This is a genomic window from Peptococcus niger (genome assembly GCF_900101835.1).
Taxonomy (GTDB): domain Bacteria; phylum Bacillota; class Peptococcia; order Peptococcales; family Peptococcaceae; genus Peptococcus; species Peptococcus niger.
In genome coordinates, this window is the sequence record NZ_FNAF01000003.1 from 124,468 (window position 1) to 148,776 (window position 24,309).

At 51.0% G+C, this 24,309-nt stretch carries 21 protein-coding genes, 5 tRNA genes and 1 other RNA gene; 22 read left to right on the plus strand and 5 right to left on the minus strand.

Annotation, left to right across the window (positions count from 1 at the left end):
* Window positions 1-347 precede the first annotated feature (347 nt).
* On the minus strand, window positions 348-794 hold the full coding sequence (locus BLQ16_RS03355) for an RrF2 family transcriptional regulator (protein ID WP_091791338.1): 447 nt from the start codon (window positions 792-794) through the stop codon (window positions 348-350).
* A 104-nt stretch (window positions 795-898) separates the two neighbouring features.
* A tRNA-Gly gene (locus BLQ16_RS03360) sits at window positions 899-969 on the minus strand.
* Window positions 970-1,200: 231 nt separating this feature from the next.
* On the opposite strand from BLQ16_RS03360, the gene murA reads away from it, so the two are divergent.
* The 20 genes from murA (at window position 1,201) to BLQ16_RS03460 (ending at window position 21,442) form a co-directional block, all read left to right on the plus strand.
* A complete protein-coding gene (gene murA / locus BLQ16_RS03365; RefSeq protein WP_091791339.1) occupies window positions 1,201-2,463 on the plus strand; it encodes a UDP-N-acetylglucosamine 1-carboxyvinyltransferase in 1,263 nt (420 codons plus the stop codon).
* Window positions 2,464-2,560: 97 nt separating this feature from the next.
* Complete coding sequence (gene rd, locus BLQ16_RS03370) at window positions 2,561-2,722, plus strand: rubredoxin (protein ID WP_091791340.1); 162 nt, start codon at window positions 2,561-2,563, stop codon at window positions 2,720-2,722.
* A 118-nt stretch (window positions 2,723-2,840) separates the two neighbouring features.
* Window positions 2,841-2,925, plus strand: a tRNA-Ser gene (locus tag BLQ16_RS03375).
* Window positions 2,926-3,034: 109 nt separating this feature from the next.
* A tRNA-Ser gene (locus tag BLQ16_RS03380) sits at window positions 3,035-3,121 on the plus strand.
* Between the two features lie 62 nt (window positions 3,122-3,183).
* A tRNA-Arg gene (locus tag BLQ16_RS03385) sits at window positions 3,184-3,257 on the plus strand.
* 322 nt (window positions 3,258-3,579) lie between these two features.
* On the plus strand, window positions 3,580-6,036 hold the full coding sequence (leuS, locus tag BLQ16_RS03390) for a leucine--tRNA ligase (protein ID WP_091791341.1): 2,457 nt from the start codon (window positions 3,580-3,582) through the stop codon (window positions 6,034-6,036).
* A gap of 9 nt (window positions 6,037-6,045) precedes the next feature.
* A complete protein-coding gene (locus BLQ16_RS03395; RefSeq protein ID WP_091791342.1) occupies window positions 6,046-7,452 on the plus strand; it encodes a cobyrinic acid a,c-diamide synthase CobB in 1,407 nt (468 codons plus the stop codon).
* Window positions 7,453-7,681: 229 nt separating this feature from the next.
* Window positions 7,682-8,890 (plus strand): dissimilatory-type sulfite reductase subunit alpha, encoded by a 1,209-nt coding sequence (gene dsrA / locus BLQ16_RS03400; protein WP_091791463.1) that lies wholly within the window; start codon window positions 7,682-7,684, stop codon window positions 8,888-8,890.
* On the plus strand, window positions 8,890-9,978 hold the full coding sequence (dsrB, locus tag BLQ16_RS03405; protein ID WP_091791343.1) for a dissimilatory-type sulfite reductase subunit beta: 1,089 nt from the start codon (window positions 8,890-8,892) through the stop codon (window positions 9,976-9,978). The genes dsrA and dsrB overlap by 1 nt, the downstream gene beginning before the upstream one ends.
* A 41-nt stretch (window positions 9,979-10,019) precedes the next feature.
* Window positions 10,020-10,244, plus strand: a complete 225-nt coding sequence (locus BLQ16_RS03410) for a hypothetical protein (RefSeq protein WP_091791344.1) — start codon at window positions 10,020-10,022, stop codon at window positions 10,242-10,244.
* A gap of 92 nt (window positions 10,245-10,336) precedes the next feature.
* Window positions 10,337-10,537, plus strand: a complete 201-nt coding sequence (locus BLQ16_RS03415) for a hypothetical protein (protein WP_091791345.1) — start codon at window positions 10,337-10,339, stop codon at window positions 10,535-10,537.
* A 12-nt stretch (window positions 10,538-10,549) separates the two neighbouring features.
* Window positions 10,550-10,867: a TusE/DsrC/DsvC family sulfur relay protein gene (locus BLQ16_RS03420; protein WP_091791346.1), complete on the plus strand. Its 318-nt coding sequence runs from the start codon at window positions 10,550-10,552 to the stop codon at window positions 10,865-10,867.
* 239 nt (window positions 10,868-11,106) lie between these two features.
* A complete protein-coding gene (locus BLQ16_RS03425; protein WP_091791347.1) occupies window positions 11,107-11,745 on the plus strand; it encodes a phosphoribosyltransferase family protein in 639 nt (212 codons plus the stop codon).
* Window positions 11,738-12,574: a metallophosphoesterase gene (locus tag BLQ16_RS03430; protein WP_159427968.1), complete on the plus strand. Its 837-nt coding sequence runs from the start codon at window positions 11,738-11,740 to the stop codon at window positions 12,572-12,574. Before BLQ16_RS03425 ends, BLQ16_RS03430 begins: the two co-directional genes overlap by 8 nt.
* 267 nt (window positions 12,575-12,841) lie before the next feature.
* Entirely contained in the window at window positions 12,842-14,536 is a 1,695-nt protein-coding gene (locus tag BLQ16_RS03435) for a lactate permease LctP family transporter (RefSeq protein ID WP_091791349.1), read from the plus strand.
* 108 nt (window positions 14,537-14,644) lie between these two features.
* The gene (locus BLQ16_RS03440; protein WP_091791350.1) at window positions 14,645-15,100 is read left to right on the plus strand and encodes a hypothetical protein; all 456 of its coding nucleotides are present in this window, start codon (window positions 14,645-14,647) and stop codon (window positions 15,098-15,100) included.
* Window positions 15,101-15,102: 2 nt separating this feature from the next.
* Window positions 15,103-17,217 (plus strand): glutamine synthetase III family protein, encoded by a 2,115-nt coding sequence (locus BLQ16_RS03445; protein WP_091791351.1) that lies wholly within the window; start codon window positions 15,103-15,105, stop codon window positions 17,215-17,217.
* Between the two features lies 1 nt (window position 17,218).
* Window positions 17,219-18,793, plus strand: a complete 1,575-nt coding sequence (gene murJ, locus BLQ16_RS03450) for a murein biosynthesis integral membrane protein MurJ (RefSeq protein WP_159427969.1) — start codon at window positions 17,219-17,221, stop codon at window positions 18,791-18,793.
* Between the two features lie 21 nt (window positions 18,794-18,814).
* The gene (gene lepA / locus BLQ16_RS03455; RefSeq protein WP_091791353.1) at window positions 18,815-20,617 is read left to right on the plus strand and encodes a translation elongation factor 4; all 1,803 of its coding nucleotides are present in this window, start codon (window positions 18,815-18,817) and stop codon (window positions 20,615-20,617) included.
* A gap of 102 nt (window positions 20,618-20,719) precedes the next feature.
* On the plus strand, window positions 20,720-21,442 hold the full coding sequence (locus BLQ16_RS03460) for an amidohydrolase family protein (RefSeq protein ID WP_091791354.1): 723 nt from the start codon (window positions 20,720-20,722) through the stop codon (window positions 21,440-21,442).
* Window positions 21,443-21,537: 95 nt separating this feature from the next.
* Here the strand turns inward: BLQ16_RS03460 and BLQ16_RS03465 are convergent.
* Window positions 21,538-21,610 (minus strand) — tRNA-Lys (locus BLQ16_RS03465).
* A gap of 280 nt (window positions 21,611-21,890) precedes the next feature.
* Window positions 21,891-22,155, minus strand: an RNA gene (gene ffs, locus BLQ16_RS03470) — signal recognition particle sRNA large type.
* 115 nt (window positions 22,156-22,270) lie between these two features.
* On the opposite strand from ffs, the gene BLQ16_RS03475 reads away from it, so the two are divergent.
* Both BLQ16_RS03475 and BLQ16_RS03480 read left to right on the plus strand, forming a co-directional pair.
* Window positions 22,271-23,188 (plus strand): ketopantoate reductase family protein, encoded by a 918-nt coding sequence (locus tag BLQ16_RS03475; RefSeq protein ID WP_144019652.1) that lies wholly within the window; start codon window positions 22,271-22,273, stop codon window positions 23,186-23,188.
* 72 nt (window positions 23,189-23,260) lie between these two features.
* A complete protein-coding gene (locus BLQ16_RS03480; RefSeq protein ID WP_091791356.1) occupies window positions 23,261-23,893 on the plus strand; it encodes a hypothetical protein in 633 nt (210 codons plus the stop codon).
* 43 nt (window positions 23,894-23,936) lie between these two features.
* Here BLQ16_RS03480 and BLQ16_RS03485 read toward each other — a convergent pair whose 3' ends face one another.
* Window positions 23,937-24,293 (minus strand): hypothetical protein, encoded by a 357-nt coding sequence (locus BLQ16_RS03485; protein ID WP_091791357.1) that lies wholly within the window; start codon window positions 24,291-24,293, stop codon window positions 23,937-23,939.
* Window positions 24,294-24,309 lie beyond the last annotated feature (16 nt).

The following is a 24,309-nucleotide window of genomic DNA, read 5'->3' on the forward strand; positions in this document are numbered from 1 at the left end:
AGAATTTAACCAACAATTAATCATTTAGACGCTTAAGTCCATAAAGGATTCTTATAATAAACTTATGTTTAAATTTACAGAATAAATAAATTTGTGTGGAAGTTGCGAAAAAGAGAGAGGCTTGTAGGCAGCGTATTTTTTATAAAAGGAGCAAAATTTCAGTATAGAAAATAATGCATGAATTTGCACATTTGTAGAATTGAATGAATAAAAATCCTGTCCGGCAGCTGGGGTCTAGAGGGGAGGAATCGGTCGCCCAGCGCTTGCTGCTTAATATAAAACAGACCGGTTGCTTCCAGTGTACCGGAAGCAACCGGTCTGCCTTGTGGTTTTCTTTTCATTAAACACTAGCCATCAACTGGCTTTAAGTCATCTATAAGTTGCTGGTTGTGCTGGAGCTGGTCTAGGGTTACGCTTTTCAAGTGTTTATCAAGGTTGGTCTGGATATCCGAAAAAACATTGTGTACGGCGCAATGGCTGGACGCATTGCGTCCGCAGGCGGCGGGGTTGTGCAGGCATTCGCTGACCACAAGATCATCGTCCATGGCGGCAATGACATCGTACAAGGTGATATCTTCGGGTTGGCGCACTAAAGCGAAACCGCCATTTTTGCCTTGGAAAGATTCGATAAAGCCGGCGCGTTTTAGGTGAGGGACAATTTTCAAAAAATAATTATAAGGAATACGCATGTCTTCGGCGATAATTTTACCGGTCACACTGACGCCCAAGGGGGCATTAGCGGATAAAAACAGCAAAATACGAATCGCATAATCAGTTGTAACGTTTAGAGCCATTTGAATCCTCCTAAACAAATGCGGTTCTGGACCTCCTGCTACAGGTTATATTAACAAAATAAAACAATAGCCCAACCGCTAACCGTCATGCAGTTGGGCAATGAAGCGGATGAAGGGAATCGAACCCTCGTTTTCAGCTTGGGAAGCTGATGTTCTACCATTGAACCACATCCGCACGGTACCTTGTCTTATCTAGGTGTATTATAAAGAAAGACGGTTCCTTTGTCAATTTCTTTATTGAAACATTTGATAATAGCTTTTAGACAATAAAGCACTTGCCTTCATGAAGAAGCGGTCTAAAATCGGGTAAATCGTTGACCTCATTTCCCTTTTCAAGTAGAATAGAAAGGCAAGTAAGGACAAAAGAGTAGGAGGTGGAGACTCGGCGCAGGCCGAGACGATCAGTTTGGAAAAAATTGTCGTATCCGGTCAACAGAAGCTATCCGGGGAAGTTGCCATCAGCGGGGCAAAAAATGCCGTGTTGCCGATTATTGTGGCCACGCTTTTAACGGAAGACCAATGTACCCTATATGATGTGCCGCATCTGGCGGACGTACAAACCATCTCCGAAGTGCTGCAGTCTTTGGGAGCCGGGGTTAACTATCACGGCCATACCATGGTTATAGACGGTGCCGGCGTTTCTCAAACAGAAGCACCCTATGAATATGTACAAAAAATGCGCGCTTCCGTGTTGATTATGGGGCCGCTTTTGGCACGGTTTGGGAAAGTGAATCTGTCCATGCCCGGTGGATGTGCCATTGGGACGCGCCCGATTGATTTGCACTTGAAGGGCCTGGAGCTCTTAGGGGCCACCATCCATATTGATGAAGACGGCGTCCACGCAGAAAGCGATGGTCGTTTAAAAGGCAACGATATTTTTCTGCGGGTGCCCTCTGTAGGCGCTACAGAAAACTTAATGATGGCGGCCAGTTTGGCGGAAGGCTGTACGCGGATTGAAAATGCTGCGGAAGAACCGGAAATTGTGGACCTGGCCAATATGCTCAATGCCATGGGCGCAGATATCCGCGGCGCCGGCACCTCTATGATTCGCATTAACGGTGTCCCGCGCTTGCATGGGGCGGCGCATACCATTATTCCAGACCGTATTGAAGCCGGCAGTTACCTGTTGGCCGGTGCTATTACCAAAAGCCGGATCAAAGTGACCAATTGCATTGCTGAACACCTGCGGCCTGTCTTGGATAAAATTATTGAAAGCGGCGCAGAGGTTATTGTTAATGAAGAGGCCATGACCGTCGAGGTCATCGGCGGAGAACATATTCTCCCGGTGGATATTAAAACCATGCCTTATCCCGGCTTTCCCACCGATATGCAGTCGCAGTTTATGGCCTATATGTGCATGGCGGAGGGCGCTTCTCATTTTACCGAAACCATATTTGAAAATCGTTTTATGCATGTTGATGAATTGCGAAAGATGGGGGCCAACATTCAAATTGACGGCAAAAATGCCTTTGTTAATGGCGTGCCGTCCCTCTATGGGGCCGATGTCAAGGCCACCGATTTACGTGCCGGCGCGGCCTTATTAATTGCAGCCTTGGCGGCTCAAGGCGAAACCACGATCGGCCAGCTGCACCATTTGGATAGGGGCTATGAGGATTTGATTGGTAAATTTAGGCAATTGGGTGCAAAAATTCAGCGTGTGGAGATGTAAAGCTTGTTAGGCCCGCGCTAATGTGGGTATAATAAAAGCAGACGCCCAAAATACTACTTCGTGGGAAGTCGCTGACAAAAAGAGAGGAGATTTTAAGATGGACAAATATGTATGCGATCTTTGCGGTTATGTTTATGACCCTGCTAAAGGGGATGCTGACGGTGGTATTGAACCGGGTACAGCTTTTGCTGATCTTCCGGAAGATTGGGTTTGCCCGATGTGCGGCGCAGACAAGAGCCAATTCAGCAAAGAAGAATAATTTTATAAATGTAAGAGCGTCCGTCAAGGGCGCTTTTTTTGCTGCCTGTCTGTATTTGTGGCTGGATTACTTGACGAGTAAAGAAATTTTTGCTAAGATACATATCCGTGAGAATCATGGAGAGGTGGCCGAGCGGTTGAAGGCGGCGGTCTTGAAAACCGTTGATCCGAAAGGTTCCGTGGGTTCGAATCCCACCCTCTCCGTTGCCTTCGCCAATCGGAGCCAGGATAGTTGTAAAATTAATTGTCGGTTTTTGTGAAGAACTGCTGGACAAGCCGAGCATGATTTGATACAATATCTCTTGCGTTCACTGGAGAGATGACCGAGAGGCCGAAGGTGCTCCCCTGCTAAGGGAGTATACGGGGAACCGTATCGAGGGTTCGAATCCCTCTCTCTCCGTAGAGAGGTTAAGCCCATTCGAAACCGTTGTATAGGGGTCGAATCTCTCGAAAACAGAATATGCGCCGCTAGCTCAGCTGGATAGAGTGTCTGGCTACGGACCAGAAGGTCAGGGGTTCGAATCCCTTGCGGCGCGGCCTTGGCCCTTGCTTATGCAAGGGCTTTTTTTGTAGGACAAAAGCCATCGGGCAGCAGAGTAGGCCCCGCCTTAATCATGAGGCGGGGCCTATTTTGCTTTTCGGGGGGTGTTTTTCTACGGAACTCAGTTTGATTTTAGGTTTAGCTGGCATCGTGCAAACACCTGCTAATTTAAACAGGACCAATCGTGCTTACAGCATGGCCTGTCAATGTGGGGTGAGCAATTTGGCTTATTCCCGGTGATTGCGTTGACGGCCTTTCTTGCAAACCGTATAATAATGCCAATACATGCGGCAGGGACGCAGAGGGGGAATTGAAATATGAAAGAACAATATCTCGCAGCTGAGATTGAACAAAAATGGCAAGAGCGCTGGGCGGCATCGGACCTTTATCAAACGAATGATGCGGCAGACAAGCCGTCCTATTATTGCCTGGAAATGTTCCCGTATCCAAGTGGTAACTTGCACATGGGACATGTTCGCAATTATTCCATTGGCGACGTGGTGGCGCGCTTTAAGACGATGCGGGGCTACAATGTGCTGCACCCGATGGGCTGGGACGCCTTCGGTTTGCCGGCTGAAAATGCGGCCATTAAACACGGCGTGGCGCCGGCACGGTGGACAAAGGAAAACATTGCGACCATGAAACGCCAGTTTAAGCAACTGGGGCTTTCTTTTGATTGGGATCGGGAAGTGACCACTTGCCTGCCGGATTATTACCGCTGGACGCAATGGCTTTTCTTGCAATTTTATCAGGCCGGTTTGGCTTATAAAAAAGAAGGGCGTGTCAACTGGTGCCCCTCCTGTCAGACGGTTTTGGCCAATGAGCAGGTGGTGGATGGCGCCTGTGAACGGTGCGGTACAGAAGTGCATAAGAAGGCGCTGGAACAATGGTATTTCCGCATTACCGACTATGCAGACCGTTTGCTGGCGGACTTGCGGCTCTTGGACGGTTGGCCGAAAAAAGTTCGCACCATGCAGGAAAATTGGATTGGCCGCTCTGAAGGGGCCATGATTACCTTTAAGCTGGAAACGGGAGACGATATTGAGGTCTATACAACCCGTCCGGACACGCTGTTTGGGGCGACCTACCTGGTTTTTGCGCCGGAGCATCAATTGGTTGAAAAGCTTATTGCTGGGAAGCCGGAGGCTGAGGCGGTCCGGGCTTTTGCAGACCGCATGAGCCACTTGACAGACTTGGAGCGGACCGGGGATACAGCTGAAAAAGAAGGGCTGCCTACGGGCGCTTATGCCATCAACCCGATCAATGGAGCAAAAATCCCTGTATGGGTGGGCAACTATGTTATTGCCGATTATGGCACAGGGGCGGTCATGGGGGTTCCCTCCGGTGACCAACGGGACTTCTTGTTTGCCAAAAAATACGACCTGCCGATGATTCCGGTGGTCAGTGCGACCGGTGAGGACGTTCAAGCGGCGGATATGACCGAGGCTTATGTTGAACCGGGGAAACTGATCAATTCCGGCGCCTACACAGGCATGGATAATGTGGCTGCAATGGAGGCCATCGTTGAGGCCCTGGGCCAAAAGGGGGCTGGACGCAAAACGGTGAACTACCGTTTGCGCGACTGGCTGATTTCCCGTCAACGCTTCTGGGGCGCGCCGATTCCTATTGTGTATTGTGACCATTGTGGTACGGTGGCTGTCCCGGAAGACCAGCTGCCGGTGCGCTTGCCGGAAGATGTTGACTTTAAGCCGACCGGTGAATCGCCGCTGAATGATGCGCCGGATTTTGTCCACACCACCTGCCCGAAATGCGGTGGTCCGGCCCGTCGGGAAACGGATACCATGGATACCTTTGTCTGCTCCAGCTGGTACTTTATGCGGTATACAGACGCCCAAAACACCACCCTGCCTTTTGCTAAAGACAAGGCGGACAAATGGCTGCCGGTAGACCAATACATCGGCGGGGTGGAACATGCCATCTTGCACCTGCTCTATGCGCGGTTTTTCACGAAAGTTTTAAAAGATAGGGGGCTGGTCTCGGCAGAGGAACCCTTTAAAAACTTGCTCACCCAGGGCATGGTGCTCAAAGACGGCGCGAAAATGAGCAAATCCAAAGGGAATATCGTCAGTCCTGAGGACATTATGCGGACCTACGGCGCCGATACAGCTCGCTTGTTTATTCTCTTTGCAGCGCCGCCGGAACGGGATTTGGAGTGGAACGACAGCGCAGTAGAAGGGTGTTACCGCTTCTTAGGGCGTGTTTATCGCTTTGTCCAGCGGTACTTGGCAGCCTCCGAAGGTGGGGGAGATCCGGCCAGGGAAAAAGAATTGCGCTACTTGGCGCACACCTCTTTGGCACGCATTACAGAGGACATTGACCAGCGGTTTAACTTTAATACAGCGGTCAGCGCCATTATGGAACTGGTCAACGGCCTTTACGCAGCCATGGATGCCTATGATGACAAACGCTCGCCGGCTATTGATGAAGCGACGGATATTCTGGTACATGTGCTGGCGCCTTTTGTACCGCACCTGGCAGAAGAACTTTGGGCGGCCCTGGGCCATGAAGCAAGCGTCCACCTGGAGACCTGGCCCCAGTATGATGAAAGCGCCCTAGTCCAGGATGAAGTGGAGATGGTGGTGCAGATTAACGGGAAGGTCCGGGAGCACATCACTGTTGATGTGGCTTTGAGCAGGGAAGAAGTGGCTGAACAGGCGCTGGCGGATGAACGGGTACAGGCCTTGATCGCAGGAAAAACAGTGCGCAAGACCATTGTTGTGCCGAAAAAACTGATTAACTTTGTCGTCGGATAAGGGGGCGCTATGGCAACTGAATTTCCAAGACTGATGATTGCCGCCATTCAGGGCATGAGCGGTAAGACAACGGTCACTATTGGGTTGTTGAAGGCGCTGAAGGATCGCGGTTTGCGGGCCCAGCCCTATAAAAAAGGCCCGGATTATATTGATCCCAGTTGGGCCACCATCGCCTCCGGTGTTCCTTGCCGCAACCTGGATGCCATTATGATGCGCGATGACCAGCTGATTCACAGCATGTGCAGCCAGAGCGACAAGGCCGACCTGGCTGTGGTGGAAGGCGCCATGGGCATTTTTGACGGCTTTGACATTGACGGTTCCAATTCCAGTGCTGAGTTGGCCTGCCTGCTGGATATTCCGGTGATTCTCGTGGTGAGCGGACAACGGATTACGCGCAGTGTGGCGGCCTTGATCAACGGTGTTGTTCAGTTTGACCAACGCATTCATATTGCCGGCATCATCTTGAACCGGGTGGCACGACCGCGACACTTAAATATTATGACCGGGTCTATCGAAAAATATTGTAACGTTCCGATTTTAGGTGCCCTGCCTAAGGGGGACGACATCAAAATACCTGACCGGCACTTAGGGCTGGTGCCTGCCGGTGAAGAGACGGAATTGCTGTCTCGGGTAGACCGGTTGGGCGAACTGGTGGAGCAACACGTGGACATTGACCGGATCCTGGCCATCGCAAAAGCGGCACCACCCCTGGCTGATCCCCTGCCCACGCCGCCGGCAGTGGACTTGCCGGTCAAGCCTCGTATCGGTGTTTTCCGCGACCGGGCCTTCAGCTTCTATTATCCGGAAAACTTGGAAGCCCTTGTCCAGCAAGGGGCAGACTTGGTCGATGTAGACGCCTTTGCTGATGCCTCTGTTGACGAATTGGATGGGCTGTACATCGGTGGCGGCTTCCCGGAAGTGATGGCGGCGGACCTCTCCGCCAATGAAGCCCTGCGCCGCTCGGTTAAACGTGCTGCAGATGCAGGGAAACCGATCTATGCCGAGTGTGGCGGACTCATGTATTTGAGCCGAGGCATTCATACCACAGAAGGCTTTTTCCCCATGTGTGACGTTTTCCCGTGTGAGATTACCATGACCAAACGGCCTCAAGGACATGGCTATGCCTTTCAAAGAATTACGGAGGCCAACCCCTTTTTTACGCCGGGTGAACTGATTCGAGGCCATGAATTTCACAACTCAAAGGTGGTTTGGCCACCGGAGATTGATCCAGCGGAGCAGGCGTTCGGCTTTCAGACGGAACGCGGTAAGGGCTTAGCGGTTGTGAACGGAATCACATACGATGGCCTGGTCTACCGGAATGTTTTGGCTGGATACCATCATTATCATGCAGCGTCAGATGGCAGGTGGGCGGAAGAATTTGTTAAAATGGCCTTTAAACAAGAGCATAAATGCTGATTATCCCTTGCATAAGAAAAACGTTTCACAAACTTTGTGCAATTGGTTGCAAAATACAGATATTTGTGGGACACTAGATACAGTAGATGGATACACTGGGTTTTTGTCACAACCTACCGGGTGAACACCAAGCTGTACGCCCAATTAATTATCGCTATTCGTTAAAACAGCTGACTGGACCTGAGTCGAGTGGCTTAGGTCGAACCCAATCACATGGAGGTGTATGGATTTGTCAACTAAGAACAGACCAATGATGGAGGAATTGAAAAAGGGCCGCTGGCCGTCTTTCATCACTGAGATCGAAAAAAGTGAAGGCAATGAAATGTCACACGAATTGCTCGATCTCTTGGAAGAATCCTATGAACGCAAAGTGCCCTTGTGGAAACACGGCGGTATTGTAGGCGTTCGCGGTTACGGCGGCGGTGTTGTGGGTCGTTATACTTTAGAACCGGAAAAATATCCGGCTGTTAAAGAGTTCCACACGATGCGTATTAACCAACCGTCCGGCTTTTTCTACACATCAGATGACATTCGCACACTGTGCGACATCTGGGAAAAACACGGCTCCGGCTTAACCAATATGCACGGGACCACCGGTGACGCTGTCTTCCTGGGAACCACCACTGACCACTTACAACCGTGCTTTAACGACCTGTCTGATGCAGGTTGGGACTTGGGCGGTTCCGGTTCTAACCTCAGAACCCCGAGCTGCTGCGTAGGCCCTGGCCGTTGCGAATACGCTTGCATCGACACCTTAGATTTAACTTACAATATTACCATGGAATACCAAATGGAATTGCACCGCCCGATGTGGCCGTACAAGTCCAAAATTAAAATTTCCGGCTGCCCGAACGACTGCGTATCTTCCACCGCACGTTCTGACATCGCCATCATCGGTACCTGGCGCGATGCCATCCAAGTGGACCAGGCAGAAGTGGCCAAATATGCCGACAATGGCATGCCGATGGAAGCTGCTATCGTAAAACCCTGCCCGACCCAGTGCATTAAATACGATGCAGACAAAAAAGAACTCAATATCGACAACGCCAACTGCAACCGTTGCATGCACTGCATCAACTTAATGCCGAAAGCCCTTAAAGTCGGTAAAGAAAAAGGCGCCAGCATCCTGCTCGGCGGTAAAGCAACCATCGTTCAATCTGCCTTCATTGGTTGGGTCGTCGTTCCCTTCATGAAACTTGACAAAGAAGACGATTATGCCAACCTGAAAGAATTCCTCGAAAACTTGTGGGATTGGTGGGACGAAAACGCTAAAACCCGTGAACGTTTGGGCGAATTGATTTACCGTTTAGGCATGAACAGCATGCTGAAATCCATCGGCATGAAACCCGTTCCGCAAATGGTTAAGCATCCGCGTGAAAATCCGTACATTTACTGGTATGGCGATGACTTCGAAAATGACACGGAGGTGGCAGAATAATGACGCAACAATACGCAGCCACTGACATTGGACCTCCTCATTATTTTGAGAGAATGCCCCAAATTTGTCAGGACAACTATTTCAAATGGGAATACCACGAAAAAATCAAACCGGGCGTTTACATGCACCACGGTCCTGCTGGTGACGTGTATACCGTTCGTGTCGGTTCTCCGCGTTTACTTTCTATTGAATCCTTACGTTGGTTTGCTGGTTTGGCTGACAAATATTGTGATGGCCATTTCCGCTTTACCACCCGTAGTTCCATCGAATTTTTGACCCCCAACAAAGAAAATGTTGATAAGATTATCGAAGAAGTCGAAGAGTATGGCTTCCCTGTTGGCGGGACCGGTAATTCTTTGAAAACCTTGTTGCACACCCAGGGCTGGGTACACTGCCACAGTGCTGCAACAGATGCTTCCGGCACCACTAAGGTGGTCATGGACGAACTCTATGACTACTTCAAACGTGATGACCTGCCGGCTCAATTGAAAATTTCCATGGCTTGCTGCCTGAACATGTGCGGTGCTGTTCACTGCTCCGACATTTCCTTTGTCGGTATTCACAGAACGCTTCCGCGTGTTTTGGACGAAGAAGTGGCCAACAGCTGCGAAATTCCGAACTTGGTTGCCAGCTGCCCGGTCGGCGCCATTCGTCCGAACCCGAAAAAGAAATCTGTTACCATTAACGAAGAAAAATGCATGTACTGCGGGAACTGCTTCTCCGTATGCCCGGCTCTGCCGATTGCAAACCCGGATGATGACGGTCTTGCTATTTTCGTCGGTGGTAAAGTCTCCAACACCCGTAAAGGTCCGTCTTTCTCAAAATTGGTTGTTCCCTACATTCCGAACGAACCGCCGCGCTGGCCGACCCTGGTTAAAACCATCAAAATGCTCGTAGAAGTATGGGTTGAAAACGCACGTCCCGGTGAACGTTACGGTGAGTGGGTAGAACGTATCGGTTGGGAAAAATTCTTCGAATTGACCGGCCTTGAATTCACCGATAAGCACATTGACGACTTCACCTTCTCTGTGAAGACCTTCCGCAGTACTAGCAACTTTAAATTTACCGACGCAGTCGAAACGATGTAAGGTCATCGCTTTCGTGCGCGGCGCCGAAAGGAGATGTCTTTATGGCTGAATACACGCAAGAAGAATTGTCGGCAAAAATTCTTGAATTTCTAGGCACCAAAGAGAAAGCGAAGAATAAAGAAGTCGCTACCGCTCTTGGCGTCAAGAAGCGTGACGTTGACAAGGTAGTTAATGATCTTGCTAAAGAAGGTAAGATTGAATTCCTCTACCTTGGCACCAGTTACATCTGCCTGCCCGGTTCCAAAGGAACCGCCGGCGCAGAATAGTCAAATTGTGATGGTATAAGCAAGTCTGATAGTACCTGCTTTGCTATTGTACAGACAATTTGCTATAATATTCTTGTTAGAAGGGGAAAAACATGGCACTCATGGATGACTGTATGGAGTGGTTGAACTATGTGGAGGATTTGATCCGCGAGCTCTCCGATTCCAAACCGTCGGAATTCAAACAAGGACAGGTTGACGGCCTGAGAATGGCCGCCGACATGTTAAAGGATTATTTGGCGGATTATCCCGGCTATGTAGACCCACTTCGTAAATTCGATCAATTCAAAATGTAAGGAGAAGATACCATGCCAGATATCGATGTAAACGGTAAAAAAATTGAAGTCGATGAAGACGGTTTCTTAGTCAACCTCGACGACTGGGATGAAGATGTTGCTAAATATTTAGCAGAACAAGAAGGTATCAATGAACTCAATGAAGATCATTGGAAAGTCATTCAATACCTGAAAGACTACTTCAAAGAATACGGGATTGCTCCCATGGTCCGTAAACTGACCAAGGAATCCGGCTACAGCCTGAAACAGATTTATGATCTGTTCCCGTCCGGCCCGGCAAAAGGCGCTTGCAAAATCGCAGGCCTGCCGAAACCGACCGGTTGCGTATAATCGTATGAAAAAGAGCTCAGCTTTGGCTGAGCTCTTTTTTTATGCCGCCTTTTTTCACTCATCCGCATCAGATTGATAAATGTACGGCAACAGATTTATACTCTGTTCCTGTCCCGCCCGGCAAAAGCTGCTTATAAAATTGTAGACCTGCCCAAAGCGATTCTTGTGGAATTGACTTTATGAGTGCGCCTTGCTATTATGAAACAAGTAACACTTGAGACTATAAAGGAGGGCTTTGCATGCAGAAAATGATTGAGATGGAAATTGCAGGCGTTCGTCGGCGCCTACCTTTGTACCAAGTGGATGAAGAGACTTATGAAGCGGTGTTCATCGCTTTTAATGATGTCACCTTAACGCAAAATGCGGCAAGAGCTCTACTGGAACAAGTGCCTGACTTTGACTGCATTTTAACAGAAGAAACACAAGGCGTTCCCTTGGCCTTTGAGATGTCTCGCCAGGCTGGGTTGAAGCGTTATATTGTGGCCCGCAAGCAGGCAAAGGCACATATGGACGATGTGGTGGCCATCCAAATTGAAGGCAAGATTGAAGGCGAGGAGGATGTGCCGCTGAATGTCCGCAAGCTGTACTTGAGCCAGGAAGATGCCCTTTATTTGAAAGGCAAACGCGTCCTTTTGGTGGATGACTGCGTCCTGCATGGCAAGACCATGTACGCTTTGGACCAATTGGTTGATGCCCTGGGCGGTTATGTGGCCGGAATGGCAACCATACTGGTCCAGGAAGGGGCCCCCGATTTACCGGATTTGCTGGCGCTGGGAAGGGTGCCGATGTTTGATGCGGCATCGGTTCAAGCTGTTCCCCTGGAACCGGTCGGCTTGGTATATGCAGAAGCCGTTGATGAGGAGGGTGCTGATGAATAAATGGCCATTGGCCGGTGCAGGATTGATGCTGGCCGGGATCAATTATGCCGCTTGGCGGCTGTGTTCTTATGAACCGTCCATCACACGTTATCGGCTACAAGATGCCCATTGGCAGGGTGACCGGCCACTGAGGCTGGCCTTGGTGAGTGATTTCCACAGCGGCAGCGGTCAGTGGAGCGGGAAGGCGCTGGCCCGTATCGTTTTGAATGAGCAAGCGGATGCCTTGCTGATTGCAGGAGACCATTTTGATCGCAAGGGCGAAATTGACGAAGGGCTTGCCCTTATTACAGAAGTGGTCCCTCACATACCGGTCTTTTTTGTAACCGGGAACCATGAAGAAGGTCGGTCCGACCGGGTTGAGATGGTTGAAGAGCTTCGCGCTTGCGGTGTTGCCGTTTTGGCTAACGAGGGGGCAGCCTTTCAGGCCGCAGGGCAGCGGATAGAAGTCCTTGGATTTAAAGATGTGGCTGCCTTTGCAGATCGAGACGACTGGGTATGGGCGGCCGGTAGCCCCTTGAAAGAGGGACCGGTAGACCGACAAGCCTATCGGGTGGTTTTGTCCCATCGGCCGGAACAGGTGGATTTTTATAATCAGCTCCAGGCTCATTTGGTGCTGTGCGGCCATGCCCATGGTGGTCAATGGCGCTTGCCGGTTATCGGTGGTGTCTTTGCACCGGGGCAGGGCCTCTTCCCGCGGTTCAGTCGTGGCATTTATACCTGCGGGGAAAAATACCCCTATCATTTGATTGTCAGCGCCGGTTTTGCAGTGCATCCCTTGGTGCCACGCATTGCCAATCGACCGGAGCTGGTCATGGTGGATATTGGCTGATTTTAAACTGGTATATAATAGATCAAAAGCTGGTTGATTCATACTTGAATCGGTCAGCTTTTTTATTATTATGCATATATCCGCCTTAAAGGCCGGGAAAAATAAAGCAGACTAGAATAAATATTCAGACAAAGAGGCTTATTTTGGTATTTCTCCAAAAAATTTCCATATTTTGAAGAAAGTGATACAGAACAGCTTGAATTTATTGAATTCTGCCCGTATAATACGTATAGGCAATCATACTAAAAAATGTAGAGGAGGTATTTTATGATTGGCGCCATTTGGACCCAAAACTATACGCCTATCGGCGATAGTGTTTGGCTATCTGCTCTTGTAGCACTTGTTCCCATTATTTTCTTTCTTGTTACTCTAGGGGTATTGCGCTGGAAAGCGCACGTTGCCGGTTTTTGCACGGCTGTTTTATCCGCCATTATCGCAATTCTCGTTTTTAAAATGCCGGTGGCATCAGCTGTAATGGCCGGTGTCAATGGGTTCCTGTATGGATTATGGCCCATTGCCTGGATCATTATCTGTGCCGTGTTCCTGTACAAACTTTCCGTTAACAGCGGCCAGTTTGACATCATCCGCGACAGCATCCTGTCCATTACGGAGGACCAACGTATCTTGGTTATCCTGGTTGGCTTCTGTTTCGGGTCCTTCCTTGAAGGGGCCGCAGGCTTTGGCGCTCCGGTTGCTATTGCAGCAGCGCTCTTGGCCGGGATCGGTCTGAAACCCTTGTATGCAGCAGGTCTGTGCTTGGTGGCCAACTCTGCACCGGTTTGCTTCGGTGCTTTAGGGGTACCGATTATCACAGCAGGGTCGGTTACCGGGATTGATGCAACCCTGATCGGTCAACAGGCAGCCAACCAATTGGCTATTTTATCTTTAGTGGTACCGCTCTTTATCGTCTTTTTGATGGACGGTCTGCGCGGCATTCGTGAATGCTGGCCTGCAGCGATTGTTGCCGGTGTTTCCTTTGCCGCAGCTCAGTTGGTTTCCGCCCACGTTTTCGGGCCTCAGTTGCCGTCTATTATTTCGGCAGTGGTTTCCCTCTTGTGCATGGTCGTTCTCTTGCGCGTCTGGAAACCGAAACATGTGTACACCATTGAAGAAGCTGCTAAAGAAGCTGGAGAAGAAGTTAATGCCGGTGCTTTAGCAGACTTGCAGCATCATTCTGCCGGCACCATTGTTCGTGCCTGGAGCCCCTTCCTCTTGCTCATTGTTTTCGTTATTATTTGGACGAATAAAGGCTTTAAAGCACTCTTCGCACCGGCAGCTGACGGTGTAGCTGCAGGCCCCTTGGCCGGTACGGTGTTAACCTTTAAGATGCCGGGCCTTCATGAAATGGTGCAGCAGGCACAGCCGATTGGCGATGCAGTTTTGCCGGCTGTGTTTAAACTGGACATCCTCAGCGGTACAGGGACAGCTATTTTCTTAGCGGCCATTGCAACGGTCTTTGTCTATGGCATGGGCGCTTCCAAGGCCCTTGCTACCTTTAAAGAAACCATTAACGAAATGAAATGGGCCATCGTTAACATCGGTTGCGTTCTGGCGTTTGCTTATGTCATGAACTTCTCCGGTATGGCTTCTACGATGGCGCTGGCCTTGGCTTCTACCGGTGCCTTGTTCCCCTTCATTTCTCCCTTGATTGGTTGGGTCGGCGTGTTCTTGACCGGTTCCGATACTTCTGCAAACGCTTTGTTCTGCGGCTTGCAGGCAACCACAGCCAACCAGGTGGGCGTATCCGATGTCCTTCTGGTGGCAGCCAATTCCTCCGGTGGGGTTACCGGGAAAATGATTTCTCCCCAATCCATGGCCATTGCGTGTGCAGCAGTTGGGATGGTCGGGAAGGAAAGCGAGCTTTTGCGGTATACCATCCGCTTCAGTTTCTTGTTCGCTTTGTTGATTTGTATTGTCAACGGCCTTTTTGCCTACGTGTTACCGTTTGCAGTCGTTGGCTAAAGAATTTGATTACACGAGCTCTGTATGTGGAGCTCGTGTTTTTTTATGTGACAGCGGGGCTTGCTCATGATAGAATAGGAGTGTTATAGAGATTGAAAGGGTGAGCCGATGACGGAAAAACAAAAAATGGCCTATTGGCGCTTGATCATGGCATTTTTGGTCTATGCCGTTATTTGGATGGGCTATAAAGCATGGATGCCCTATTGGGCCGGTGCTTTTTTATTACCGTTGGCAACCTTGCTGAGGCCGCATTTCAATGAGGCCATGGCGTCTTGGCCGGCGGTGCAAGAGGCGGGGCTTTTCTTTTATGTGGTGAAGTGGTTTGCGGTTATCTTGGGGCTTTTGGCCGCCGGTTTCCTGCTGGGGGCGATGGCCTTAAATGTACCGCTTACCCGCTTGCCCCAGGTGGCCATGCGCGAAGGGCTGGTCCTAGTGCCGCTGCTTTTCATTCCGATTTGCAGCTACCTGAACTATGCCAAGCATCATGTTAATGATCAGATGCGTCGCGCCCGACAGGCAAGGGCCGCCGGGCGCAAAAAGAAAAAAACAGGCAAAAGGAGATAAATATGACGGGTTACAGTGAAGAGGGAATTTCCATGTTCGATATGTTTGGAGCAGATGTATTCAGTGATGAAGTCATGCAGCAACGGTTGCCGAAGCGGATTTACAATTCCCTCAAGGCGACCATTGAAACCGGGTCTGATTTGGACAAGGACATTGCCGAGGTGGTTGCAGCGGCCATGAAGGACTGGGCCATTGAACGGGGGGCGACTCACTTTGCCCATTGGTTCCAACCCATGACCGGCATGACGGCAGAGAAGCACGAATCCTTTTTAGAGCCGACCGGCAATGGGCGTGCCATCACCGAGTTTTCCAGCAATAACTTGGTTAAAGGTGAGCCGGATGCTTCCAGTTTCCCTTCAGGCGGCTTGAGAGAGACCTTTGAAGCCCGGGGCTATACCAGCTGGGACCCCAGCAGTCCGGCCTTCATTAAAGATAAGAGCCTGTATATCCCGTCTGTATTCTTTTCCTATACGGGGAATGTGCTGGATAAAAAGACGCCGCTTTTGCGGTCCATGAACAGCATCAATCAAGAAGGCTTGCGGATTATGCGCCTCTTTGGCGATGAGACAACGCGCCAAGTGATCGCCTATATGGGCGCTGAACAGGAATATTTTCTGGTACCCCTGGAGCATTATCGTAAGCGCAAGGACTTATTTATTTGTGGCCGGACTTTGTTTGGGGCGCCGGCCCCCAAGGGCCAGGAGTTTGAAGACCATTATTTTTCAGCCATCAATGAACGGGTGGCCGGATTTATGCAGGAACTGGACGAATCGCTCTGGCGGTTGGGGGTCCCGGCCAAGATCAAACACAGCGAAGTCGCTCCGGGCCAGTTTGAACTGGTGCCGGTTTTCAATACCTGCAATGTGGCCAATGACCAAAACCAGCTGGTCATGGCCTGCATGAACAATATCGCTCCCCACCACGGCTTGGCTTGCCTGCTCTCTGAGAAACCCTTCAAAGGGGTGAACGGCAGCGGTAAGCACATCAACTGGTCGATTGGGACGGATGACGGCAAGAACTTACTGGTCCCCGGCGATACGGCAAAAGAAAATGCGCGTTTCCTCCTCTTTTTATGTGCCATGCTCCACGCTGTGGATACCTATCCGGAACTCTTGCGGGCGGTAATATCCTCTTCCGGCAATGACCTGCGTCTGGGTGGCGATGAAGCGCCGCCGACCATTTTATCAATTTTTATTGGCGATGAAATGCTTGATATCCTGGAAGAAATCGAAAAAGGCCGGGACTACAATACGGTGGACAAGGGCGTCATGGAACTGGGTGTGAACATTCTCCCCAAACTGCCGAAGGATATTTCCGACCGGAACCGGACCTCGCCCTTTGCCTATACCGGGAACAAATTTGAATTCCGGATGCCCGGTGCATCATCATCAACGGCCGGGCCGAATATTGCCCTTAATACGGCTTATGCAGACGTGCTCGGGCAATATGCCGACCGGCTGGAAAAAGCGGACCATTTTTGGGATGAACTGAGCCTCTTGATCGTCGAAGAAATCCGCAGCCATAAACGGGTGGTCTTCAACGGCAACAACTACAGCGATGAATGGGTTGAAGAAGCCAAACGTCGGGGCCTGCCGGTCATTGAACAGGCTGTGGATGCCTTTATTCAATACAACAGCGAAAAGAATGCCGTGCTCTTTACCAACCATAAAATTTACACCCAAGAAGAGCTTGATTCACGCCGGGAAATTCATTTGCTGGAATACAGCCGCCGGATTAACATTGAAGCCTTGACCATGGTTGAAATGGCCAATAAAAATATTATCCCGGATGTTCTGCGGTATGAAAAATTGCTTTTGTCCATCCTGCGGGACAAAAAAGACCTGCATTTGAATGTCTCTGAAAGCGCTGAATACTACCTCTTAACCGAGCTTTCCGGCTGTCTGAATGCCTTCCGCAGCGCTGTCATCAAGCTGGACCATGCCATTGGCTCGGCGCAAGCCTCGCAGGACGATTTGACAGCCTGTGCCTACAGTTATCAAGACCAAGTGTCTGAACAAATGAAGATCGTCCGCGAACTGGGCGACCGCCTGGAAGTTCTTTGCGATGAAAGCGTCTGGAGCATGCCCAGCTATACGGCGCTTTTATTGGAAGGCTGACATGGCTTTTTTGAAAGGCGGGCTGAAACGCCGTTCTTTGGGACAAATTACTGGGTTTTTAATTTTAATGAGTGCGGCCTCTCGGGTTTTAGGCTATGTGCGTGAAATCGTCTTAACGACCGTATTTGGGCAAGGGCCGATGACCGATGCCTACAAGGCGGCCTTTCTGATTCCAGATGTCCTCTATTTGATTTTAATTGGCGGTGCCTTCAGCACGGCCTTTATCCCGGTTTTGTCCGGCTATTTTACCAAGGGGCAGGAAAAAGACGCCTGGGAAGTGGCCTCAACTATTTTAAATTTTGTGCTCATCTCCGTGACGGTGGGCATTGGGCTCTTGTATTTTGCGGCGCCCTGGTTTGTGGTGCATTACATCAGCCCCGGCTATGCGCCGGAGACCCAGGCGCTGACCATTTATCTGACGCGGATTATGCTGATCCAGAGCTTTTTCATGTGCTTATCGGGGATTGCCCAAGGCATCTGCCACGTCCACCAGCAATTTACCGCGCCGGCGGTTGGCCCGCTCTTGTACAATATTGCGATTATTGTCATCGGCCTCAAGCTGATGGCCCGCTTCGGCATTACGGCCTTCGCCATTGGCGTTGTGGTTGGGAGCTTTTTGAATTTTGCTGTCCACATTCCCTATTTGGCCAAGCTGGGCTTTCGCTATTACCCGGTCCTGCACTTGCGCCATCCCGGTGTGAAGGAGTTCTTCCGCCTGGCCCTGCCCGTCATCTTGGGCTTGTCGGTCATCTACCTGAATACCTTTGTGACCCAATACCTGGGCAGTTGGCTGGCACCGGGAACGGTGACCCTGCTCAACAACGCCAACCGCCTCATGCAATTGCCCATCGGCGTTTTCGCCATCGCGATTGCAACGGCTTATTTCCCCCGCTTGGCCGAATCGGTGTCGGCGGGAGAGATCCAAGCCTTTAAAAAACAGTTAACCGCCGGCATCAATCAGATTTTTTTCCTGCTGGTTCCGGCGTCTGTGGGGCTTTGGGCGGTGAGCGAGCCGCTTATTCGGGCCCTGTATTTGCAAGGCCGTTTTACGGAAGAAAACGTTGTCGTGACGGCGCAAGCCCTGGCCCTTTATGCCCTGGGCATCGTCGGCTACAGCCAACAGCAAATGCTGAACCGCGGTTTCTATGCAGTGCGCGATACCCGGTCGGCAGTCCTGATGAACGTGGTGGTCATCGGGGTTAACATCGCCCTGTCCTTTGCCCTGGTCGGGCCGATGAACTTTCGCGGTTTGGCCTTGGCCTATTCGGTGGCCGGCCTTTTGGCCATGGTCCTCCTGTTTTTTGTCCTCAGGTATAAAATCGGGCCCTTTGGCGGACGCCATATTGCCGCCAGCTTGGCAAAGGTGCTGGTGGCCAGCGCCGTGATGTTGGTGGCTGTCCGTTTGACCCTGATGGGCCTGGACGGCATGGCAGTGGAGATGAAAAGCGCCCAACTGGTCGAGCTGCTTTTGGCCATTGGCGTGGGCATTGCGACCTTTACCGGCATGGCGCTTATTCTGCGCATTGATGAAATGGAAGAGGCGGTCGGCATGTTTCGCCGGAAATTACACCTTTAAACCGCTTCAGGAAGGAGTTTTATGCAAAAAAAGATACGTAACTTTTGCATAATCGCTCATATTGACCACGGCAAGTCTACCCTTGCGGATCGCTTATTGGAAGCCACGGGAACGGTCAGTGAGCGAGAAATGCAAGCTCAGTTATTGGATAATATGGAGCTGGAACGTGAACGCGGGATTACCATTAAATTACAAACGGTTCGCCTGAATTACACAGCCAAGGATGGCCAGGAATACGTCCTGAACCTCATCGATACCCCGGGGCATGTGGACTTTACCTATGAAGTCTCCCGGTCCCTGGCGGCCTGCGAAGGGGCCCTTCTCGTTGTTGATGCGGCCCAGGGCATAGAAGCCCAAACCCTGGCCAATGTCTACTTGGCGATAGAGCATGACCTGGAGATTATCCCGGTCATCAATAAAATTGACCTGCCCTCTGCCGACCCTGAAGCGGTGAAAGAAGAGATTGAAGAGGTCATCGGCCTGGATGCCGAAGATGCGATCTTGTGCTCGGCCAAGACCGGTGAAGGCATCCAAGATATTCTTGAAGCCGTTGTTGCGCGCATTCCGGCACCGGAAGGTGACCGGGAAGCGCCGGTGCGGGCCTTGATTTTTGACTCCTTTTACGATGCCTACCGCGGAGCCATCGCTTATGTCTGCGTTAAAGAAGGCACCCTGCACGATCATGACCGGATCTTTATGATGGCCGGCCAGAAAAGTTTCGATGTTACAGAGCTGGGCGTCCACGTGCCCGGTGAAAAAAAGGTGCGCGCCCTGGCCGCCGGCGAAGTGGGATACGTCGCCGCCAGCATGAAAGAAGTGGCGGATACCCGGGTTGGTGATACCATCACCACCACCGACAGGCCTGCTGAAGCCGCCTTGCCCGGTTATCAAAAGGCCACCCCCATGGTCTACTGTGGCCTCTATCCGGTGGACAACGAACAATACCCGGAGCTCAAAGACGCCCTGATTAAACTTTCCCTGAATGACGCCGCCCTTGAGTACGAACCGGAAACCTCCCAAGCCTTGGGCTTTGGTTTCCGTTGCGGATTTTTAGGCATGTTGCACATGGAAATCATTCAAGAACGCCTGGAGCGGGAATACAATCTGGACCTGATCACCACAGCCCCGTCGGTTATTTATCATGTCTACTTAACTGACGGCAGCATGGTCCAAGTGGACAACCCGGCCTTGATGCCGACGCCGCAAAAAATTGACCACATTGAAGAGCCCTTTGCCCGGGTTCAAGTCATGGTGCCGTCCGATTATGTAGGCCCCGTCATGGAACTGGGCCAGGAACGGCGGGGCCGCTTTAAGGACATGCAATTTACTGGCAAGACCCGCGCCACCGTGATTTACGACATGCCCCTCGGCGAAATCGTCTTCGACTTCTTTGACCAGCTGAAGACCCGCACACGCGGTTACGCCTCCTTGGAATACGAACTGGGCGACTATGAAGCCAGCCATCTGGTCAAGCTAGACGTCCTGGTCAATGGCGAAGTGGTCGATGCCCTCTCCTGCATCGTCCACCGGGATAAGGCCTACCACCGTGGCCGGGCCCTAGCCGCCAAGCTGAAGGAACTCTTGCCGCGTCAGCAATTTGAAGTGCCCATCCAGGCCGCCATCGGCAATAAAGTCATCGCGCGCGAGACGGTTAAAGCCTTGCGGAAAAACGTCCTGGACAAGTGCTACGGCGGTGACATCAGCCGTAAGCGTAAACTTTTGGAAAAGCAAAAAGAAGGGAAGAAGCGCATGAAGCAAGTGGGCAACGTTGAAATTCCCCAAGAAGCCTTCATGGCCGTCCTCTCCCTAAACGATACAGACTAAGCCCTTTAGCAAAAGTGCCAAATGGTCGGTGTTTTCACCCGCCATTTGGCGCTTTTTTTGTGGGATCCCAGGGTGTATACTGAAAAAACTGGAGGTGTTCATATGTCAATAATAGATGCACACGCCCACGTCGGCCAATTCGGCGGCTGGGCAAGCGTTGCCAACGGACCGTCAGACCTGGTGAAAACAATGGATGCGTACGATATTCGCCAAGCCATCATCTGCCCCACAGGTTTTGACACCAATGATGAAGCCGCCGCCGCAGCGGCCAAATACCCTGATCGCTTTATTCCGCTCGCCTGGGTCCATCCCATGAACGGCGGTGCAGAAGCAGCCCATCATTATATTGAAAAACGCGGCTTTAAAGGCATTAAGCTGCACCCGCTCTTCAACGCCTATTCTGCCGATGACCCGGCCGTCGATCCTGTGATGGAAGAAGCCCGCCGCCTGGACGTTCCCGTCTTTATCCATTCCGGCCACGTCCCCTTTGCCACCCCCTGGCAAATCGCCCTCTTGGCTGAACGGCACCCGGACGTGCGGGTTGTCATGATCCACATGGGTCACGGCCACGGCATTTACGTCCAGGCCGCCATCGATATGGCCTGCCGCTATGACAACATTTGGCTGGAAATGAGCGGTATGCCCATGCCCAGCAAAATCAAAGAAGCCTACGACCGTGTCGGCAGCGACCGCCTCTTCTTCGGCACTGACCTGCCCTTCCACGCGCCCCAGGTGGAAATTGACAAAGTCCGCTACAGCGGCCTATCTGAAGCTGCCCAAGAAGACGTCTTCTACAACAACATTAAAAAATTCATGGGTCTGTAAGTCCATCGGTTAAGAGAAAAGCCCTCTCGGCGCGAGACCAATCGCACCGGGAGGGCTTCTTTAGTTAAATAGGGATAAAAATAGGCACAAAAAAATGGACCATCAGGGGGTCGAACCCTGGACAACACGATTAAGAGTCGCGTGCTCTACCAACTGAGCTAATGGTCCGTTACAAGATGATATTATACGCCTTTGTGACCGCCCTGTCAATCCATTGCTAAAGCACTGGCGTTAATTTATGGGGAATAGGTGTTGAGAGGGGCGGGATGGGGGCAGCCATACCAGTCCGGATACCGGCGTGACGAAAATTTTGCCGGCCACTTATTTGATGGGACGCTGTTTATGTTGGGACAGGGTTTTCTGTACCGGATTGCCTGCTGGCGATTACGATTTTTAGCAAGGTAAGAGCAAGCAAAAAAGCCGCCCCTGGAGGGCGACTTGTATGTATCCGCACGCCGACCTTTGAGAAACGCTCCCAAGCGGCAAGCCATCAGCCGGCTCGAGCCAGGCACTCCGACGGCACATATGTGGACCTGCTTATTGCTGCTTCCTTCCGGACCTGACAAGGTTCACAGGGACATATTGCGTTGGACCCAGCTGTCATCACTACTTAATGGCCGCCAGACCTTGAAATTACTTCCCGGGGGACGGCATCAGTCCTGCTATAGCGGATTGCAGGTGACAGGGCACCGCTAGCGCCCCACCTAGTGCGGTTTATTTATTATACAGTGGGACAAGTGTTTTTGCAAGCGGCGGCATTTTGTGGAAAAAAACAAAAAATTGCGCTATAATGACGGTGATTGTTTTGAACATTTGGGAGTGATAGGAATGGCAATAGAAAAAGTTGGAATTATCGGGATGGGCGCTATGGGCATGTTGCTGGCATCTCAGATGGTGGGACGTCTGCAGCCTGAGGCGCTTGATGTTATTGTTGACCGGTCGCGCTTGGACGCCTATCGGGAGGCAACTTTTACAGTTAACGATACGCCTTTATCGCTTCACTTTGTTACGGAGCCGGCTGAGGGTGAAAAGCTGGATTTGGCCATTTTTGCGGTGAAATATCGGGCTTTGCCAAAAGCTATTGAGCAGATGAGGCCTTTTATTGATGCGCACACAACGGTTATTTCTATTTTGAACGGAATTGTCAGTGAGGATGACCTGGCAAAGGCTTTTGGAGATGCCTCGGTTCTCTATTGTGTGGCCCAGAGCATGGATGCGACCCGCACCGGCCATGACATGCACTACACGCGCGCCGGTCAGCTGGTCTTTGGCGTTCGGACGGAAGGACAGGAAGAGCGGCTGCAGGAGGTGGCGGATTTTTTCCGCCGCATGGAGATGGCCATTGAGTTGCCGGAAGATGCGCGCCGTCAATTGTGGAATAAGTTTATGTTCAATGTGGGCCTGAACCAGGTGGTCAGCGTCTACGGCAGCGGATATGGCGTTATCCAGAAACGGGGCGAGGCGCGGACGCAAATGATCCAGGCCATGCGGGAGGTACTTCCTCTGGCGGAGGCGGAAGGCGTTCATCTGACGGAGGACGATATCCAAAATTGGATGGCCGTTGCCGATGGCTTTTCTCCGGAAGGGAAGCCGTCTTTATTGCAGGACCTGGATGCAGGCCGGCCGACAGAGATGGAGCTTTTCAGCGGGACGGTTTGTCGGCTGGCAGAAAAGCATAAGGTTGCTGTGCCGGTGAATGAATGGCTCTACCATATTTTAGAAGCCAAGAATAAAGAGTTGGAATAGGTTGCGTTTGTCTGCTGGCGGGAGCGGGTATTTGATAGGTAAGTTTTAATAATTAAAGTAGGTGGACAAAAAATGACGCAACCGATGATGGAGGGGTTTACCGCGCTCCGCAAGGGAGATCGCCGGTCTGTAGAGAGTTTGTTTGCATCAGAACGCATGTATTGGTTGACGGCGTCCATTGCCACCGGCTTTGCCCTGGTTGAATTGCAGGAAGGGCCGGACCGGCAGCGCACGCAGCAAACGGATGATGAGCTCTTGGAGGCCATCAACAGGTGCTTGCGGAATGGCAAGATTGACGATGATGTCTATGCACACAGCAGAGCCCAAACCCTTTCAAATTTAAACGATATTGTGCAGATTTTACAGCGAAATATGATTTTTCAGCCGCGACATGCCATTTGTGTCTGTACGGCCATGGTCAGCTACTGGCTTTTCAGTAAGCTGATTGAAATGGAATGGGAACGCTTGCTGGAAGATGAAGCCCGGCGGGAGAATTATCTTTTTTTAGACGGGGTGATTGCCGACCAGGATGAATTGGTCATCATTCGCGAAAAAGTCTATCAAATGAAGCCGCTCTACGACGATGAAGTGGTGTATTTGCGCAGCCATTGGCAGGTGGGCGCAGATTTTTTCAGACGCTTGCAAAATAAATTGATTTTACTGGATCGGGGTCTGATCTCTTTTGTGTCTGCTGCCGGGCGTTAAAAAAACCGCCCAAAGGCGGCTTTTCATAATTTTTGATATACAGTTACGCTTTAGGCGGTGTCATGGTGATTTTTTGGGTTAAATCCGGATCCATGTTAAGGGGCGGAATGACCACATCACCCTTGCGGGTTAGTTGCGTTTTCAGCTGATTGCGCTGAGCGGCTAACTCGCGTTTTTCATTTTCCAGGGCAACGCTTAGGCGCTCCGCATCTCGTGCGCGTTTGCGGTTGGCGTATGTGCGGTACATAAAATGACCCAAGAGCAGCGCCAAAACGGCCGATAAAGCGGTACTGGACAGCATGTAGTAGACAAAGGGCAGGGTTTCATTGAAGCCCAGGTAGGCCAAGACTGCTGAACAGACGACGATGATCAGGGATAAAAGAAATAAAAAAATACGCATAAAGAATCTCCTTGTT